Source organism: Gammaproteobacteria bacterium (genome assembly GCA_034522055.1).
Taxonomy (GTDB): Bacteria; Pseudomonadota; Gammaproteobacteria; order JAABTG01; family JAABTG01; genus JAABTG01.
In genome coordinates this window covers 1,470,373-1,486,875 of sequence record JAXHLS010000002.1, presented here as the reverse complement: position 1 = coordinate 1,486,875, position 16,503 = coordinate 1,470,373, and the positions used below count along the sequence as shown (strand labels likewise).

Annotated in this window: 12 protein-coding genes; 7 read left to right on the top strand and 5 right to left on the bottom strand. The window is 58.7% G+C overall.

Going from position 1 to position 16,503, the window contains the following annotated elements:
- Nucleotides 1-361: 361 nt before the first annotated feature.
- Together U5S82_07175 and U5S82_07170 are read right to left on the bottom strand one after the other, a co-directional pair.
- Nucleotides 362-607 (bottom strand): amphi-Trp domain-containing protein, encoded by a 246-nt coding sequence (locus U5S82_07175; GenBank protein MDZ7751431.1) that lies wholly within the window; start codon nt 605-607, stop codon nt 362-364.
- Between the two features lie 50 nt (nt 608-657).
- Nucleotides 658-915 (bottom strand): DUF533 domain-containing protein, encoded by a 258-nt coding sequence (locus U5S82_07170; protein MDZ7751430.1) that lies wholly within the window; start codon nt 913-915, stop codon nt 658-660.
- A 255-nt stretch (nt 916-1,170) separates the two neighbouring features.
- On the opposite strand from U5S82_07170, the gene U5S82_07165 reads away from it, so the two are divergent.
- The 6 genes from U5S82_07165 to U5S82_07140 all read left to right on the top strand — a co-directional run bounded on the left by U5S82_07165 (nt 1,171) and on the right by U5S82_07140 (nt 11,182).
- Nucleotides 1,171-2,778, top strand: a complete 1,608-nt coding sequence (locus tag U5S82_07165) for an AAA family ATPase (protein ID MDZ7751429.1) — start codon at nt 1,171-1,173, stop codon at nt 2,776-2,778.
- A complete protein-coding gene (locus U5S82_07160; GenBank protein MDZ7751428.1) occupies nt 2,765-3,817 on the top strand; it encodes a UvrD-helicase domain-containing protein in 1,053 nt (350 codons plus the stop codon). The genes U5S82_07165 and U5S82_07160 overlap by 14 nt, the downstream gene beginning before the upstream one ends.
- 1,024 nt (nt 3,818-4,841) lie before the next feature.
- Nucleotides 4,842-8,174, top strand: coding sequence for a toll/interleukin-1 receptor domain-containing protein (locus tag U5S82_07155; protein MDZ7751427.1), 3,333 nt, complete (start codon nt 4,842-4,844; stop codon nt 8,172-8,174).
- A 344-nt stretch (nt 8,175-8,518) separates the two neighbouring features.
- Nucleotides 8,519-9,790, top strand: a complete 1,272-nt coding sequence (locus tag U5S82_07150; protein ID MDZ7751426.1) for an IS4 family transposase — start codon at nt 8,519-8,521, stop codon at nt 9,788-9,790.
- Nucleotides 9,791-10,232: 442 nt separating this feature from the next.
- A complete protein-coding gene (locus tag U5S82_07145) occupies nt 10,233-10,736 on the top strand; it encodes a TIR domain-containing protein (GenBank protein ID MDZ7751425.1) in 504 nt (167 codons plus the stop codon).
- A gap of 5 nt (nt 10,737-10,741) precedes the next feature.
- Entirely contained in the window at nt 10,742-11,182 is a 441-nt protein-coding gene (locus U5S82_07140; protein MDZ7751424.1) for a DUF4231 domain-containing protein, read from the top strand.
- A gap of 11 nt (nt 11,183-11,193) precedes the next feature.
- Here the strand turns inward: U5S82_07140 and U5S82_07135 are convergent, their stop codons facing one another.
- From U5S82_07135 to U5S82_07125, 3 genes are all read right to left on the bottom strand, one after another.
- Nucleotides 11,194-11,559 carry a transposase gene (locus tag U5S82_07135; protein ID MDZ7751423.1) on the bottom strand — a complete coding sequence of 122 codons (366 nt, stop codon included), beginning with the start codon at nt 11,557-11,559 and terminating at the stop codon, nt 11,194-11,196.
- A 32-nt stretch (nt 11,560-11,591) separates the two neighbouring features.
- Complete coding sequence (locus tag U5S82_07130) at nt 11,592-11,714, bottom strand: hypothetical protein (protein ID MDZ7751422.1); 123 nt, start codon at nt 11,712-11,714, stop codon at nt 11,592-11,594.
- 157 nt (nt 11,715-11,871) lie between these two features.
- The gene (locus U5S82_07125) at nt 11,872-13,149 is read right to left on the bottom strand and encodes a tyrosine-type recombinase/integrase (GenBank protein ID MDZ7751421.1); all 1,278 of its coding nucleotides are present in this window, start codon (nt 13,147-13,149) and stop codon (nt 11,872-11,874) included.
- A gap of 470 nt (nt 13,150-13,619) precedes the next feature.
- Between U5S82_07125 and U5S82_07120 the strand changes: the two genes are divergently transcribed.
- On the top strand, nt 13,620-16,460 hold the full coding sequence (locus U5S82_07120) for a type I restriction-modification enzyme R subunit C-terminal domain-containing protein (GenBank protein ID MDZ7751420.1): 2,841 nt from the start codon (nt 13,620-13,622) through the stop codon (nt 16,458-16,460).
- Nucleotides 16,461-16,503: the final 43 nt, after the last annotated feature.

Sequence of the window (16,503 nt, the reverse complement as noted above, 5' to 3'; positions counted from 1 at the left end):
GCGTTTGCTACATCGAGGAGCCGGATGCCTGTGTGGGCACGTCCGGATCTGTGGGAGCCGCGGGTGAGCGATCACCCGTGGCCACCCGACTACCTACACATCAACCAGCCCGTTACCGGACTGACTGCAAGGCTCGTTACCGGGTTCCTGGCTAGCGGTTACCCTGGTGGGATTCCCCCCCCTAAAATGCCCGGCATTGCCAAGCCGCTGACGTCCCCTTTCCCCACGGTAAGTCGATGCGGCAGGTCGGCGAAGATGTAGGAAACAGAGGGACCATCACGTCCGGTAGGATGTGGTGCCGTGCTGCTAATCTTACTCCCGGCCGGCGCAGACAGGGTGAAACACATGGCGCCGGATCTTTTCAATCTGTCGAAGATGCACCGCCTTTCCGAGACCACTTGATCTGGAATTCGATCTCTTCCTCCTCTTCGCCGCGTTCGTGTTCGATGTTGAAGGTGGCACCCACCGGCACCGAGATGCGCTCCCCGGCGATCTGGATCTGAAAGCGCTGCCCGGTCTCCAGTGCATCGGCAAGGCGGCGCAACTTGTCGATGAACTCGGCGATCGGGTAGTCCTTTTCGATGTCGCGTTCGGGTTTCTGGATCATGGCATGCTCGCAATCTGGTTGGTGGATGGGGTTGCTCAAGTTTACAGCTTCTACGCGACCTGTGCGTCGAGATGGCTGACAAGAGCGTCTGGTAGCTGCAGCGCGCGCGACAGGCTTTGCAGGAAGGCTTTCTCGGCGACGTGCTCGGGATCGATAGCGACGCGCGCGGTAAGGTAGAGTTCGGCGGCCTGTTCCTGGTTCCCGGCTAGCCCCGCGATCTGGTCAGGTGACAGCGGCTTTTGCATGGCATCGAAAATGAAGGCCTTGTCTTCCGCATCGAGATCGCCCCGATTGGCCGCTTCTCCCAGGAGCGAAATATTTCAGCAGTTCATGAAATGCTGAAGGACCGGCGTTCCCTAAAGCGCTCGCTTCTTCTACTTGCGAAATCTGACCTTGCGCCCTTATTCAGCTAAAATCTCCACTCATGAGGGGCCCTGGCCATGTGCCATTCTTTTAGACACCGCCAACGTCATGCGACGGCTCGCCGCTGCCAACATGAAGATCTGATGGAAGTCGCTCGATCGCCAAAGACTGATTGCGACGCGTAGCGGATTGGAGAGAGCGTGCTTTCCAAAATCGTCATCAAGAACTACCGGTGCTACGAGGACTACACGCTCGACTTCAACAAGGGTCTCAACATCCTCGTCGGCGACAACGACAGCGGGAAGTCAACCCTCGTCGAGGCGATTGGCCTCGCCCTAACCGGGCGAGTCGGCGGCCGATCGATCATCACAGATCTCTCGCCGTTTCACTTCAACGGCAAGTCAACCGGCGCCTACTTCGCTGCGCTTCAAGCCCACCAGAAGGTGGAGCCTCCGGAGATCATCATCGATCTCTTCATGGAGAAGAACGAAGACACTGCGAAGCTTCAAGGAACGAACAACGCCCTTGGTGAAGATAGTCCGGGCATCCGAATCCGGATCTATCCCGACCCCGACCTGGCTGACGAGTTTCACGAGTTCATCCAAGACCCGACTGATCTTAAACTGATCCCCGTCGAGTACTACCGGGTCGACTGGCTCGGGTTCTCTGGCAATCCAATCAACGCAAGGGGCGTGCCAGCGACGGTGTCCATGATCGACGCCTCGACCATCCGGCTGCAGTCCGGTGCTGACTACTACCTACAGCAGATAATCGGAAGCACACTCACCAAGCCCGAGCGGGCGGAGCTCTCACGTCAGTACCGCAGCATCCGTGAAGCTTTCGCCGCGCAGGGGTCTGTCAATACCATCAATGAGAAGCTGACTGAGTCCCACGGCGACGTGTCGGACCGATGCCTCAGCCTCTCGATCGACATCTCTCATCGGTCAACCTGGGAGAGCAGCCTCGCACCACACCTCGACCAGCTCCCCCTTCCATACGTCGGTAAGGGAGAGCAAAGCCGACTGAAGGTTCTCCTGGCCTTGAGCCGTCAGGTTGACGACACGCACGTCATGTTGGTCGAGGAACCGGAGAACCACCTGTCCTTTGCGTCGCTGAATATCCTTCTGGAGAAGATCCTCGCAAAGTGCGAAGGCAAGCAAGTGTTCATCACCACGCACAGTTCCTACGTCCTCAATAAGCTCGGCCTCGCGAGCCTGATCCTGATGGGTGGGGATAGTACATCGCTCCGCATTACCGAGCTCAGTGCAGACTCCGAGGATTATTTTAAGAAGCTGCCCGGCTACGACACGCTCCGGCTCGTGCTTGCCCGGAAGGTCGTGCTTGTCGAGGGCCCCTCGGATGAGCTGATCCTTCAGCGGGCCTACAAAGACCGATACCAAAAGCTGCCTATCCACGACGGCGTCGACATCCTCAGTACGCGCGGACTGTCGTTCAAGCGCTTCCTGGATCTCGCCGTTCCGTTGCAGAGGCGCGTCGTGGTGGTGAGGGACAACGACGGTAAGGCTCACGCGGACGTCCTCGCCGGCTACGACCAGTACACCGAGCACGACTTCATCACCGTGCGGGTAGGCGCCGACACGACGCTCAAGACCCTCGAACCGCAGTTGCTCGCGGCCAGCAGCCTTGAAGCGCTCAACACTGTGCTCGGCCGCGCGGACACCACCGACGCCGACCTCCTGAAGTGGATGGAGGCAAACAAGACGTCCGCGGCACTAGCCATCTTCGAGTCCGAGAGCACTCTCACCATGCCGACGTACATTACCCAGGCGCTGGATGACCTCGCCTAGGCACACGGCCACCATCGGCGCCGCTGGGTCCGGCAAGACGCAGAGGCTTATCGACGGTGCCCTCGCCGCCGCGGCCGATGGCAAGCGCGTGCTCATCACTACCTATACCATCGAGAACCGCAATCATATCGAGCGTCGAGTTGCTCAGGCATGCGGCGTCGTGCCCCGGAACGTCGACATCCTCACGTGGTATCGGTTCCTGATCAACGAGCTCTGCCATCCGTACCAGCTGGCCTTCCTCGGCCAGATCGGCGTTGTGCGTTCGCTTTTCTTCGAAAACGCTCCGTGGCAGAAATTCGCCAAGAAGACTCAGCGGAGCTATTACCTCACGAAGCAGGGTGACGTATACAAGAACCGAGCCTCAGCTCTCGCACTAATCTGCAACGAGGACAGTGATGGCAAGGTGATGGAACGACTCGCCTCCATCTATAGCGAGATCTACATTGACGAAATGCAGGATCTTGCTGGCCACGATTTCGACCTACTGGACGTGCTGATGGCGACGCCTCCCACCGTGCACCTCGTGGGCGATCCCCGGCAGGCGCTATACTTCACCGACGACAGCAACAAGAACAAGAAGTACAAGGGGGCGTCCTTTGTAGCGTGGCTCGAAAAGCGGGCTGCGACCATCCAGATCGAGTGGCTGAATGAGAGTCACCGATGCTGCCAGGCGATCCTCGACTGGGCGGACGCTCTCTTCGAGGGATACGAGCCGACCACATCCCTCCACGATGAGGGCGAGGACGGCGATGGCGTCCACCTACTGACTCGCCTTCAACTACCCGGGTACCTCCAGATATACGGAGCCGAGGTCACTGTGCTGCGCAGGCAGAAGACCAACGACACCATGGGCCTTCCAGCGATTAACATCGGCGTCTCCAAGGGTGCGACCTATGAGCGGGTCGTGTTGTTTGGAAGCAGACCGATGGTCCGGGTTGCGTCCGGGAAAGACGGCCCGAACAAGCTCAGCCCCATTGAGCGAAACCGCTTATACGTTGCCGTGACCCGCGCGCGGCGGAGTGTCGTCATCGTCTTGTAGCGACGTGTCGCCAGGCCTGTGGTCCGCTCCGACTGCCGGGCGGTGTGTATGATGAGGTCAGTCGGAGCCGAGCCGCTTGTCCCCCCCCCCCGCCTTCCCGGTCGAACGCTGCGCCGCGATGACTTGGGCCCAGTGTTTGAAATGGGTCTTTGGCATCGAGGATCCTGAAGTCATTCAGAAGATCGCCACGCACCTCTATGTGATAGGGTGGGAGCCCAAAGCCACCTGGCGGTCACGGTACCAAGCGCTGCCGCAGCAGAGGCTGTACGACGTCCACCTAGAGACTTCGGGCTCAGCCCCCTATCACTTCCATACGGGTGATGTTCTTCTCCGAGATGGGTGGACTACTTTATTCGCGGCGATGTTCGCTTTTCCCAGAAGCGATCGCATCTGGGAACCTCAGTATTTCAGAATTCGCTGATGCGAACCTCGTTCTCTATTTGTTTCGCTTGTTCTAATAGCGCAACCATTCAGCCATAGCGGTTTGCTGCCTTAATCCTGTATCGGGAAATCCCCGACGCCCGCGTTGCCAGGACGACTGAAATACTGGCGATCGGTTGGTGACGGTGCGGTGAGCATGGAAAACCGTGGGAATCTTTGCTTAAGTTAAGAAGACCCCGATTCGCCTCAGTGACACCGTCACATGGACAAGGACCTAGCATCGTTCATCGACCGGATATACGGAGCCGCGCTGGAGCCGCGCCAGTGGAATGCGCTGCTGCCCGAACTCACGGACTGGCTGGATTGCTTCGCCGCGGACACGTCCGTGATCCGGCATGGTCAGGGGTATTGTGGCCAACCTTGGCGTCACGCCCCATTTCCACCGTCCTTCCTGAATACGTCGACTACTACTGGGCCATCAACCCGTGGGTTGAAAACGGTGCCGCGGCGAGGGTGGGACAGATCCTCTTGGACTGGAGTTGACCCGCTACTGGGTTTAAGAAAACGCCAGCGCGGCTCAGCCACGGACCCACCGCACATTGTTGTCTCATATTCATAGTCAACTGGTCCCAGGATATCCCCGATGAAATATCGCGCATTCATCAGCTACAGTCATCACGACAGGACGTTCGCTGGCTGGCTTCACAAGCAGCTCGAAAGATACACGCTTCCAAGAAACCTGAAGATTAACAAATCAGATGTTAAGGGCAGGACGGTTGCCCCCGTCTTTCTCGACACCGAAGAGTTTGGGGGGGCCCCAAGCCTCACGAATTCGGTCGTTGATGCGTTGCGGGCATCTGACACGTTACTAGTGATTGCCACCGAGAACTCGATTTCGTCAGAGTGGGTAAAGATGGAGTTGACCGAGTTCCGTCGGCAGGGGAAAGGCCACCGAATCCTGCCGATCAGACCAGGAAACGCGTCAAAGGATGTTATATCCCATCCTTCCTGGACTTCAGACGAAGTTAAGCTCCATGCCGAGTATCCTTCTGATCAGCCACTTTTCGTGCAGTTTGGCCCGACATGGCGGGAGAATAACGCTGCGCTTCTAAAAATCATCGCGTTCATCCTGGGTATTCGCTATGACGACCTTGCCCAGCGAGCACGTAAACGTCGAAATCGCAGGCTCTCTATGTTGGCCGCAGGGGCCGTGGGTCTGCTTGTCCTTATGACATATGTATGGCAAGAGATGGAACAACGTCGGTGGGATCAGTTGCGGGCGGATTCGATTGCCTTGACGTCAGCGGCCGAACGAGACATCCAGGCAGGCCGCTATGGGGCGGCGATACCCAAGCTCATATCCGCTTTGCCGGACGACCCGGAGTACGAGAACCGACCGATCGTTATAACTAGCGAGAGCTTACTATCAAAGGCTCTATACTTATCCACTGCCACGGCAACGATCCGCTCAAGCAAGGGTGTCAGTTCGTCAACGTTCGACGAAACGGGCCAGCAGCTCAGAGTATACACCAGCGACGGAAACGCCTATTCGGTGGATCTGATGGAGCAAACCGTCTCACGCGACGAAGGGTACGCTAGGAGCAGTGGAATTGCGCTGGGCGAGACCGAGGACGGCACCTTGCGCCTCGTGTGGCGGGGCGATTCCCTCCAGAAAAAGCTTGTCAGGCAAGGGCCCGCAGGTGCATCCGTTGTTATTTCGAACAACATCGTTCAGATCCTAGAGACGAAGGCCGGTAAGCAAATCTTGACCGTGGAGGCCAAGCACGCCAGCACCGCAGAATGCGAATCTTTGACATTCTCAAACATGGATGCCTGTCTGGTGACGTTACTGGTGGTGGTGCGTGACTGGGATACCGGAGCCATCAGTTTTCAGCAAGATCTGCAGACGAAAGATCTCATTCTTGCCTGCCACGGGGCAGAGTTCCTCTTGTTGGCACCGAGGAATCAACTAGGCATGACCGGCAGGATCACTATTTTTACCGCCGCTAAGGGTGGCTACGAGCGGTGGAAGGTCCTACAAGACGTTGCTGTGGACTGCCACAAAGATCGCAACGGCTTCGTCGTTGCCGAGAAAGCTGGGGGGGTCTATGAGATTAGCAAGGACGAGAAAGGGGCCCCTATCCAGGTGGAGTTGAGTACGGGCTTGGAGGCTGGTAGGCAGCTAAAGCCGCAACTGGCCACGCCGGACGTGCTTTTGCTGAAATCGGGGTCTACGGCCGGACAACACGGTGACGTGACCTTCGTTTTTCTGCGCGAGAAATATGAGCCATGGACAGTCAAAAACGTAAGCTCTTACGGTATCTCTACCGACGGGAAGTACTTGGCTGTATTGTCACGCGACGGCGTCCTCTATGTCCGGTTTCGGGATAAGCTGTTAGCGGAAATATCGCTTTTCGATCGGCCACTGCTTGCGAGCGAACTGGTGTTTTCGGAGGACACAAATCTCCTTGCAGTGAGCGTGCAATCCGAGTCTGTAACCAGGATCGTCACACTCGTCGTGGACCCGTGGTCGGAGGAGGTGTTGACCTCGTTTGAAACGCCGTACGACAGAGCTCTCGGCTCACGCTTCTCATTGCGCACACAGTTCTCACCTTCAAGCGACCTCGTGTCGGTAACCGGGAGTGAGATGGTAGTTGTCCATCGCACCAGGCCAGAACAGCCGGAAACTGTGGTCGAGACAGCCGCAGACAGCATTGTCGACCATAGATTAATCTCCGAAGCACAACTTGCGGTGCTGACAGAATCCGGGCTTAAAGTGTTCGAACTCTCGACCAATGAATTGCTCTTCGAGCATCCTCTCCCGCTTAAACTCGACTACGGGCAAGGACTTGCTCAATTGTTTGGCGGTGAGGAAAGGATCATTGCGGTCAACCATCGAGACGGCTATAGTGTATTTGACTCCATAACCTGGCGCCATTTGTGGGACGCACGGGCCTACCGCGTCGACCATATTGACATTGCGTCCAGGCTGATGCTAGTAGCCGCAGTGTCTAAAGAGGGCGTGTCGGAGTACACGCTCTACAAAGAAGCCAAGCCAGATCCAGTGTTTCAAGATCACTCGGCGTCGAAGACGAAGGGTTGCCGGCTCACGGCAACCGGCTCGACTGCATATTGTTTCTCCGACAAAACTTTGGTGGAGATTCCTGCTGAGACAGGGCAGATCGCGGCGCAACGTACGTTCGCACAGCCTATTTGCGCCGTATACCCCCTCTTTGACGGGCAACAACTTGCAGTATTCACCTTCGTGAAGGAGCTTCCGCTTCTCGGAAGCGCGTATTCGTCTGCGCCCGTGCTGCGATCAAGGCGATCCTGTCGCCTCAGCTGGTGGCGGAAGGGGCTTGTTGAATCGAGCGGTGTGAGTCTCCCCGAGAGCGGATATGAATTCAGCCTCTTCGAAGATGGGCGTCTCTTCACCTCGGACATTACGGAGAGCAACGACCAGCGTTTCCTGATCGTATGTGAAGAGGCAACGTGTCAAGTGAGTGGTGGTCCGGACCAAGTAACTGTGTTCCAGGTTGGGCCTCGTGCCCAACAAAGTATTCAACTCGACGCGGTCATCGAGTACCAGGACCAGCCGACTCTATACATTCTCGCGTTTAATGGCTTGGCTAAATACGTTGCGGGCCAGTCCCAGCCCGTGATCGACGTCGGGCTGGAGAAACTTGAAAACAAGTCCGTGAACGTGTCACGGACCCGACCCCTTGCCCTCTTGAACGGAAGGCGGCTGGATAGGACGGTGGTGGCACTGGTGGATACCGACGTTGGTAACGTGCTTTGGTCAAACGCAAAACTATATGGCGAAGGGGGACATCTCTCCGACGATGCGCAAGTAATCACAGTTGCTGACGTATTCGGGGTCATCGAATTGTGGAGAGTGTTACCTATCGGTGGGCGAGAGCTAATTGAGCTCGCAAAAGTTCGTGCGCCGTTCGAAGTCTCATTAGATTTCCTGTAAAATCAAGTAATGGGCTTAAAGCTGGACTAAGGTCACGTTGGGCAAGTCGTTCTTGATGTAACAGGCGTCGCCCTGCATGAGGCGGAAGGCGTCCCAGAAGATGTCTACGTCCCGCGTGTAGCTCATGTCGCCCGCTCCCCCGCGCCCGAAGGCCTCGTTGAACGCCGCCTCCAGGGGCGCCCAGACGCATTGGTGTTCGGATAGCGGCGTGATTCACTAGGAATCAAGAACTTGAAGATGGCCACGGCCTCTGATCTGATTGGAGTTGCTGAAGCTTCAACCGGCACAGAGGAGTGGCCGTAGCCCGAGCGAAGTCTACTGGGGTCCGAGAGACGTTGACCAGAGTGCTGCCGAAGGCGGAGATCGAGCGCCTCGCCTACGAGAGCGGGATGGTTCGCCGTCGCCGCAAGGTCGAACCGAGCGCGATGCTGTGGACGCTGGTGCTGGGTTACGCGACGGGACGAGAGCGTACCCTGGCAGGCCTTCGGCGGATGTATCAGTGCGCGACGGGCACTTCGCTGGTGCTGTCGGCGTTCTACGACCGGTTTACTCCGGAGCTGGTGCGATTCCTGCGGGCGGTGGTCACTGGGTGGTGCGGCCAGGTGGCCGAGCACGAGCCGGCGGTTCGCGGCCTGCTGGCGAAGTTTGCCGACGTGGTGGTCACCGATGCGAGCGTGGTGAAGCTGCATCGACTGCTCGCCCGGCGCTATCCGGGCACGCGCGCCAACGCCAACCCTGCGGCGGAGAAGCTGCATCTGGTGATGAGCGTGATGGGCGCGGGGCTGGAGAAGGTCAAGTTCACAGGAGAGCGTGCGAACGACCACCGCAGTCTGCGCATGGGGCGGTGGGTCGGGGGCCGATTGCTGCTCTTCGACCTCGGCTATCTCCGATACCAACTCTCTGATTGCATTGACGGAAACGGCGGGTACTTCCTCACCCGTGTGCCGGCGGGAGCGAATCCGCTCATCGTCGATGTGAACCGACTGTGGCGTGGGCGCAGCATCGCCCTCGAAGGCGACCGCCTCAATGGCGTCGCCGGCAAGTTGCGGCGCATTGCGCTCGACGTCGAGGTGGAAGTTCAGTTCAAGCGCGGGGTCTACGACGGTCAACGGGGTACCCATCGGCGCCGCTTTCGGCTGATTGGCGTGCGCGACCCGCACACGGCGGGCTACTGGTTCTACCTCACGAACATCCCGGCCGAGGAGTTCGATGCAGAGTCGCTGGTTCAGGTCTACGCCTGTCGCTGGCAGTTGGAGTTGATCTTCAAAGAACTGAAGTCGCATTACCGTCTCGCCGAGCTCCCAACCCGCAAGGCCTTGGTCGTAGAGGCGCTCGTCCTGTCGAACATCATCACGTTGCTGGTTAGCCGGCAGTTGCTTGATGCCGTGCGAAAACGTCTGCGCAGCCAACGGCATCGAGTCCCCAAGGGCCGTTGGGCATTGCTGTTCAGCGCCGCTGCATTGAACATCCTCGCTTTCATGATGATGCCCCTGCGCACGGCGAGAGCACTCGCGAAACGCCTCGAAGCGATGTTCCTGCACAAAGCGGTCGACCCGAACCGATCTCGGCTGCTCTTGCTCCAGCAAGTCGACCAGGGCGTCGCATGGGCTCGCTAACCGATCACGAATGCGCTGCGGCGGAAGATGTCCGTGCAACGGTGTGGACCACTGCTACGTTCGCCCCACGTACCGACATCGCAGACTTAGAACATCTAGGCGGCGTGTCCGACGCGGAGTGCATGCCCGCGATCAAAGTCAGGCGACTGAACTGCGCAGGAGCCAACCTTAGTCCGCTGAATACTGCCTCGCGGGCAGGGCTCATTGAGTGCGTGGGCATCAACCCAAGTGCGAGGTGGCATGGTCGCCTTCAGTTCAACCTATCCGCACGCTCTGGAGGTGTTCCAGAGTTGATGGTTTACATCAAGAGTCGTGATATCTCAGAGAATCAGTTGACAAGATTCGAGGACGAAATTTAATGGTGAGCCGCATGACGCCTAACCATCGGTTGCAGAGGCCCGTCGATGAACTGAAGCGTTATACCGATTAAGGGAGAACCACCATGGCAGTCCGACGAAAATGCTTTGTTTCGTACCACCAGGCGGACAAGCCGGTGGTCGATCGCTTTATCCAAACCTTTGGCGCAAATTTCATCCGACGCGGGATGGAGATGACTGATGACATCATCGGTTCTAATGATACCGACTATGTGATGCGTCGAATCCGCCAACTATATCTCGAAGACTCAACGGTAACATTGGTGTTGATCGGTCAATGCACATGTGCGCGCCGTTACGTGGATTGGGAGGTCCAGGCATCACTTCGGCAGCCAGCTGACGGTTTCCCTAACGGCCTCGTCGCCATTCAGCTCGCGGAAAGCTTCAGGTCTCTTCCAGAGCGAGTTCAGGCGAACGTCGACTCCGGATACGCTAAGTTCTACAAATACCCTAGTTCTCAGAGTGGATTCAATGGCATCGTAGAAGAGGCATTTGACGCAAGGACAACGCTCGCGAGAAAGATAGTGAACAAACGCGAGCGCTTTTCGAACAATAGAAAATGTCCGTAACGCATATGGACGAAGAGCATTATCTTCGCGATCGACTCGAAGATCAGATTGAGTGGTATGACGCCAAGAGTCAGTGGAATCAGAAATGGTTCAAGCGTCTTCAAGTGTTTCAACTGATTGCTGCCGCCTCAATTCCATTCTTGGCCGGATACATAGCGCCCGACGGCTTTTGGAGGAAATTCACTGTGGGAGTTCTTGGCTTAACCATCGCAGCCGCGGGCGCAGTCGCGGGATTTTACAAGTTCCAAGAAAATTGGATCGAATATCGCACTACTTGTGAAGCGCTTCGGCACGAAAAGTATCTTTTTCTCACCAAGACCGAACCGTACGACGCCGAGCGACCTTTCGATTTGTTGGTGAAGCGGGTAGAGGCGCAGATCTCAAAGGAAAACAGTAACTGGTCGCAGTACATTAAAATGCACAAGAAGCAGATCAAATCGGTATAATAATCGGCTCGTCAGTAAAAACTGTGGGCGAGTTTTGGCTCCGGCAACTTGCCAAGTGCATGATACAAGGCGATTTCTGTCGCTCGAAAGGTGCGGAATCCGTATGATTTTCTCATGGTGACTTTCGCCTTGTTGTTTAACCCCTCCACGACGCCGCTGGAGAATCGCTTTCGAGCGCGGAAATAATTCAACACTAGCTCGCGATGGGTACGCATGGTACGGGCAAACTTCTTCATCGGCTCGATCCGAGAGCGCATGGTCTGCGTGCACCAGGCGTCCAGGAACTTGCCGGCCCATACCGGGGATTGGTACCCCCACCGTTGCTGAAACTGCTCCTTGAGTAAGTAGGCGCGCACACTTTTGAGGTTGTATTTCAGCAGGTCGCGTAACTTTAGCTGTTGGTTGTCCGTCAGATTTCCTCCAGCACCACGGCGCGCTCGGGCAGCGCCCGCAGCAGCGCCTTCAGGCGCTCCAGGCTTTGGCTGATAGGGCACGCAGTGGCGTGACGGGTCTCGGCGTGAAATACTGGCATTGGGGCAGCCCTCCGCAGTGGTTTCGCTTTCTCACCGAACATTATTCCAGAGGTCCACTGCCCCTTCCTTATTCCTGCTGCGCTCCCCCTCACGACAAAGTGTCATCGGTATCGCCTGGGCAAATTCCAAGCCCGCGTGCAACTTGAAATAAATCGATCACTTACGTTGACTTGTTGAGGTCAGTTCGAGATCTACACCCACGCGTTTTAACGGTACCACCTTGCCCGGCTTCTGGTTCGTGGTGAGGCACTCGACGTGGCGCGCCCACTTTGCCAGGCCCTTCGCGCTTTCGACAGCGTAATTGTGGACGTTGTAGACCCGGGCGATCCCCGACACGATCCCCGACCGGTGATTCAAAGTTGCCTCAATGACGTGGGGTGGCACCTTGAGTGCGGCCATACCCGAGGCGGCGGTGCGGCGCAGATCGTGGAACCGCCAAGGCGCGATGGTGGTATCCGCCGCTTCCATGAAGGCATCCAAGCGGCGCTTGGCCCTCGAGAAACCCGACACGGGGTTTTTGCCTGCGCTCCCGGAAAAGACATAGGGCCCCGTGAAGCGGGGCAGAGGTTTCAGTATGTCCAGGGCCTGCTTCGGCAGGAAAACGCGGTGTATCGTACCGCGCTTGGTGTCGGGGATGGTCCAGACGCCACCGTCGATATCGGCCCACCGCATGTGGGCAAGCTCCGTCTCCCGCTGGCCGGTGAGCAGTAGTAGTTTGACAAAAGGCCCGAACGGATACTCCAGCGGCCCTGCAGCGGACCACACGGCCTTGATCTCGTCGTCGGTCAGGATCCGATCCCGCGGCGGCACCTTGGCCGGTGCCTTCAATCCGGCGATGGGCGACGCGTCGAGGATCCCCCGCTGAACGCACCAATTGAAGAATGACTTAAGGATGGCGTACACCAAGCGTGCCTGGGCGCCCTTGCCTTCCTTCACGAAGCCATCAGTGATGTCCAGCACATCGCGCCGGGAAATGGCGGTGATCGGTTTCTTGCCGAGCTTTGCAGCCACCCGATTCAGCTCGCCGCGGTAGGAGTCGGCGGTACGGGGTTTAAGCTTTGGCTTGGCGTGAAATTTGATGTAGTCATCCTTCACGGCCGCGAAGGTTTCCCGGACATGCTCGGGCAAGATCTCCGCGGGGCGCGCGCGGGGATCATCGCCATTGGCCGCCGCGACCAGCGCCTTCTTGGCGGCCTCCCGGGCCTCGCCCACCGTCATGCCGTGGCGCTCGTCTTCCTGGCAGGTGCGGGCCTTGCCTAGCGTCTCCCACTGCTTCCGGCCGGCCAGGGTATAGACCACGACCCATTGCCGGGTACGGGCCCCCACTCGCAAACACAGCCCGGTCACCAGGTCGTCAAAGATGGCCTCGCGGGGGCGACCTTGCTGCGGAGCGGCGGCCGCGACGGTCTTGTCCGTGATCCGTTTCGTGGGCATGGCTCGTTTTCCATCAGTACGTCCAAAGGTGGGGCTCGGTCGCTCGTTTGGAATCCATTCACGCGGTCCGAACAATATAAGGAAAGCGTGAACTGGCTACTTTTGGCTACCAGAATCCCGTCGTTAGGGGCAGTATGGACTTGGTAGCGCATGATAGGCAATAGCGGATAAAAGATGCGCAATAACATCTACTTACGATCACTCTGCGGTGCCTTCTGGCGTGCGCTTGAAAGAACAAGTTTTAACACGTTGATTGACTTTTAATCAGGTGGTCGTTGGTTCGAATCCAACACGGCCCACCATATTTCCCAGGGCCTTATTTCCCTGGGCCTTGGCCGCCCTCCCCGGCGAGGCGCGACTGCCCTTTCCCGGCCCCCGCTCCCGCCCCCGCGCCGAGTAGCTGCCAGGCCGCTTATGGATTAACGTCCACCAAGGCATGGCTACGCTTATCCCAGGACAAGCGCCACGGAATGACCGGAGAAGAAGAAAAAGCAAGGGAGGAGATCGACCGACTGCTGCGCGCCGCAGGCTGGATCGTCACCTACCCCTCTGAGGCCAACATCGTGGCCGGGCGCGGAGTCGCCGTGCGCGAGTTCCCGCTGAAATCGGGCCATGGCTTCGCCGACTATCTGTTCTACGTGGATGGCAAGGCCGCCGGGGTGCTTGAGGCCAAGAAGGCGGGGCACACCCTGACCGGCGTCGAGATCCAGTCGACGAAGTATTCGGAGGGTCTGCCCGACGGTCTGCCCGCCTGGCAGAAGCCGTTGCCTTTCGCCTACCAGTCCACCGGCGCGGAAACCAAATTCACCAACGGCCTCGACCCCGAGCCGCGCGCCCGGTCGACCTTCAGCTTCCACCGGCCGGACACCCTGGCCCAGTGGCTCGACGACGCCGCCCACGGAGTGAGGGAGGCGCCGGGCGATTACCTCGACCGGGGTCCCACCTTCCTGGCCCGGTTGCACGACCTGCCGCGCCTCATCGAGGAAGGCCTGTGGCCCGCCCAGATAACGGCTATCCGGAACCTGGAACAGTCCCTGAGGGAGAACCGCCCCCGCGCCCTCATCCAGATGGCCACCGGCTCGGGCAAGACCTTCACCGCCATCAACTTCATCTACCGCCTGATTAAGTTCGCCGGCGCCCGCCGGGTGCTGTTCCTGGTGGACCGCGGCAACCTGGGCGACCAGACCCTCAAGGAGTTCCAGCAGTACGTCTCGCCCTACAACAACTTCAAATTCAGCGAGGAGTACATCGTCCAGCGCCTGTCCAGCAACAACCTCGACACCACGGCGCGGGTCTGTATCAGCACCATCCAGCGCATGTACTCCATGCTCAGAGGCAAGGAACTGCCCGCGGAAGACGAAGAGATCTCCGTGCAGGGTCTGGAGGGCCTGTTCAAGGAGCAGCCGCCGATTGAGTACAACCCCGGTATTCCCATAGAAGCGTTCGACATCATCGTCACCGACGAATGTCACCGTTCCATTTACAACCTCTGGGCCCAGGTGCTCGAATACTTCGACGCCTACCTCATCGGCCTGACCGCCACCCCCAACAAGCAGACCTTCGGCTTCTTCCACCAGAACCTGGTCATGGAATACCCCCACGAGCAGGCCGTGGCGGACGGCGTCAACGTCAACTACGACGTCTACCGCATCAAGACCCAGATCACAGAGGGCGGCTCAAGGGTCGAGGCCGGTTACTACGTGGAGCAGCAGGACCGCGAGACCCGGCAGAAACGTTGGCAGGAACTGGACGAAGACCTGAGCTACGAGGCCAGGCAACTCGACCGCGACGTGGTCACGCCGGACCAGATCCGCACCGTGGTGCGCACCTTTAAGGAGAAGCTCCCGACTGAGATCTTCCCCGGGCGCACCGAGGTCCCCAAGACCCTGGTATTCGCCAAGGACGACAACCATGCCGAGAACATCGTCGAGATCCTGCGCGAGGAGTTCGGCAAGGGAAACGACTTCGCTCAGAAGATCACCTACCGTACCACCGGCGCTACACCCAAGCAGCTGATCAAGGACTTCCGTAACACCTATTTCCCGCGCATCGCCGTCACCGTGGACATGATCGCCACCGGCACGGACATCAAGCCCGTGGAGATCGTGGTCTTCATGCGCGCCGTCAAGTCCCGCTCCTTCTTCGAGCAGATGAAGGGCCGCGGCGTGCGGGTCATCCGGGGCGACGACCTCAGGGCCGTCACCCCGGACGCGGAAATAAAGAACCACTTCGTCATCGTGGACGCCGTCGGGGTCTGCGAGCAGGACAAGACGGACTCCCGGCCCCTGGACCAGAAAAAGTCAGTCTCCTTCGAAAAGCTGCTCCAGGCGGTGAGCTTCGGCAACACCGAAGAGGCCGTGCTCACCTCCATCGCCGGCCGTCTGGCCCGCATGGAGCATCGCTTGAGCGAGGACGACGACAACAAAATCCGCGAACTGGCCCAAGGCTTAGGGCTCAACGACCTCAGCCGCCGACTGGTGGAGGCCATTAATCCCGACCGTCACCTGGAGCAGGCCAGGGCCGACCTGGGGTTACCGCCGGACAGCGACCAGCCCGTCAGCAACGAGATCCTGCAGGCCGCCAGGGACAAGATCATCCAGCAGGCCGTCAAGCCCCTGTACGACCCCGGGCTGCGAGCGCTGCTGGTCGACGTGAAGAAGAAAAACGAGATCACCCTCGACCACGTCAGCCAGGACGAGGTCATCGAGGCCGGCTTCAGCGCGGAGGCCACCGAGCGCGCCCGGGGCGTCGTCCAGTCCTTCGAGCAGTTCATCGAGGACCACAAGGACGAGATCACCGCCCTGCAGATCCTCTACAGCAAACCCTACAGGGCCCGCCTGAACTTCGACGACATCAAGGAACTGGCCGACCAGATTCAGGCCCCGCCCCACCTGTGGACCGAATCCCAGCTATGGCAGGCCTATGCCGCTTTGGAAAACACCAGGGTCAAGGGCGCCGGCGGCAGGCGCATCCTCACCGACCTGGTGTCCCTGGTGCGCTTCGCCATCCACCAGGACAACGAACTGATCCCCTTCCCCGAGCGGGTGCAGGCCAACTTCAATGCCTGGCTGGCGACGCAACAACAAACACGTCATTCCGGCGAAGGCCGGAATCCAGAACCGTTCAGCCCGGAGCAAATTCACTGGCTGGAGATGATCCGGGACCACATCGCCGCGAATCTGGGCATCGAGCCGGATGATTTCGAGTACGCGCCCTTCGCCCAGGAGGGCGGCTTGGGAAGGGTCCACCAATTGTTCGGCAATGAGCTCGAGACGATCATCGAGCAGCTGAACGAGGGCCTCGCCGCGTGAGGCGTGCGCCACGCCAATTTAAGCGGGTTGACATTAGTAACCG

Coding starts and splice junctions, on each gene's coding strand:
- U5S82_07120 (MDZ7751420.1), top strand. CDS start 13,620: ATGACCGGAGAAGAAGAAAAAGCAAGGGAGGAGATCGACCGACTGCTG.
- U5S82_07160 (MDZ7751428.1), top strand. CDS start 2,765: ATGACCTCGCCTAGGCACACGGCCACCATCGGCGCCGCTGGGTCCGGC.
- U5S82_07155 (MDZ7751427.1), top strand. CDS start 4,842: ATGAAATATCGCGCATTCATCAGCTACAGTCATCACGACAGGACGTTC.
- U5S82_07175 (MDZ7751431.1), bottom strand. CDS start 607: ATGATCCAGAAACCCGAACGCGACATCGAAAAGGACTACCCGATCGCC.
- U5S82_07145 (MDZ7751425.1), top strand. CDS start 10,233: ATGGCAGTCCGACGAAAATGCTTTGTTTCGTACCACCAGGCGGACAAG.
- U5S82_07130 (MDZ7751422.1), bottom strand. CDS start 11,714: ATGCCAGTATTTCACGCCGAGACCCGTCACGCCACTGCGTGCCCTATC.
- U5S82_07140 (MDZ7751424.1), top strand. CDS start 10,742: ATGGACGAAGAGCATTATCTTCGCGATCGACTCGAAGATCAGATTGAG.
- U5S82_07125 (MDZ7751421.1), bottom strand. CDS start 13,149: ATGCCCACGAAACGGATCACGGACAAGACCGTCGCGGCCGCCGCTCCG.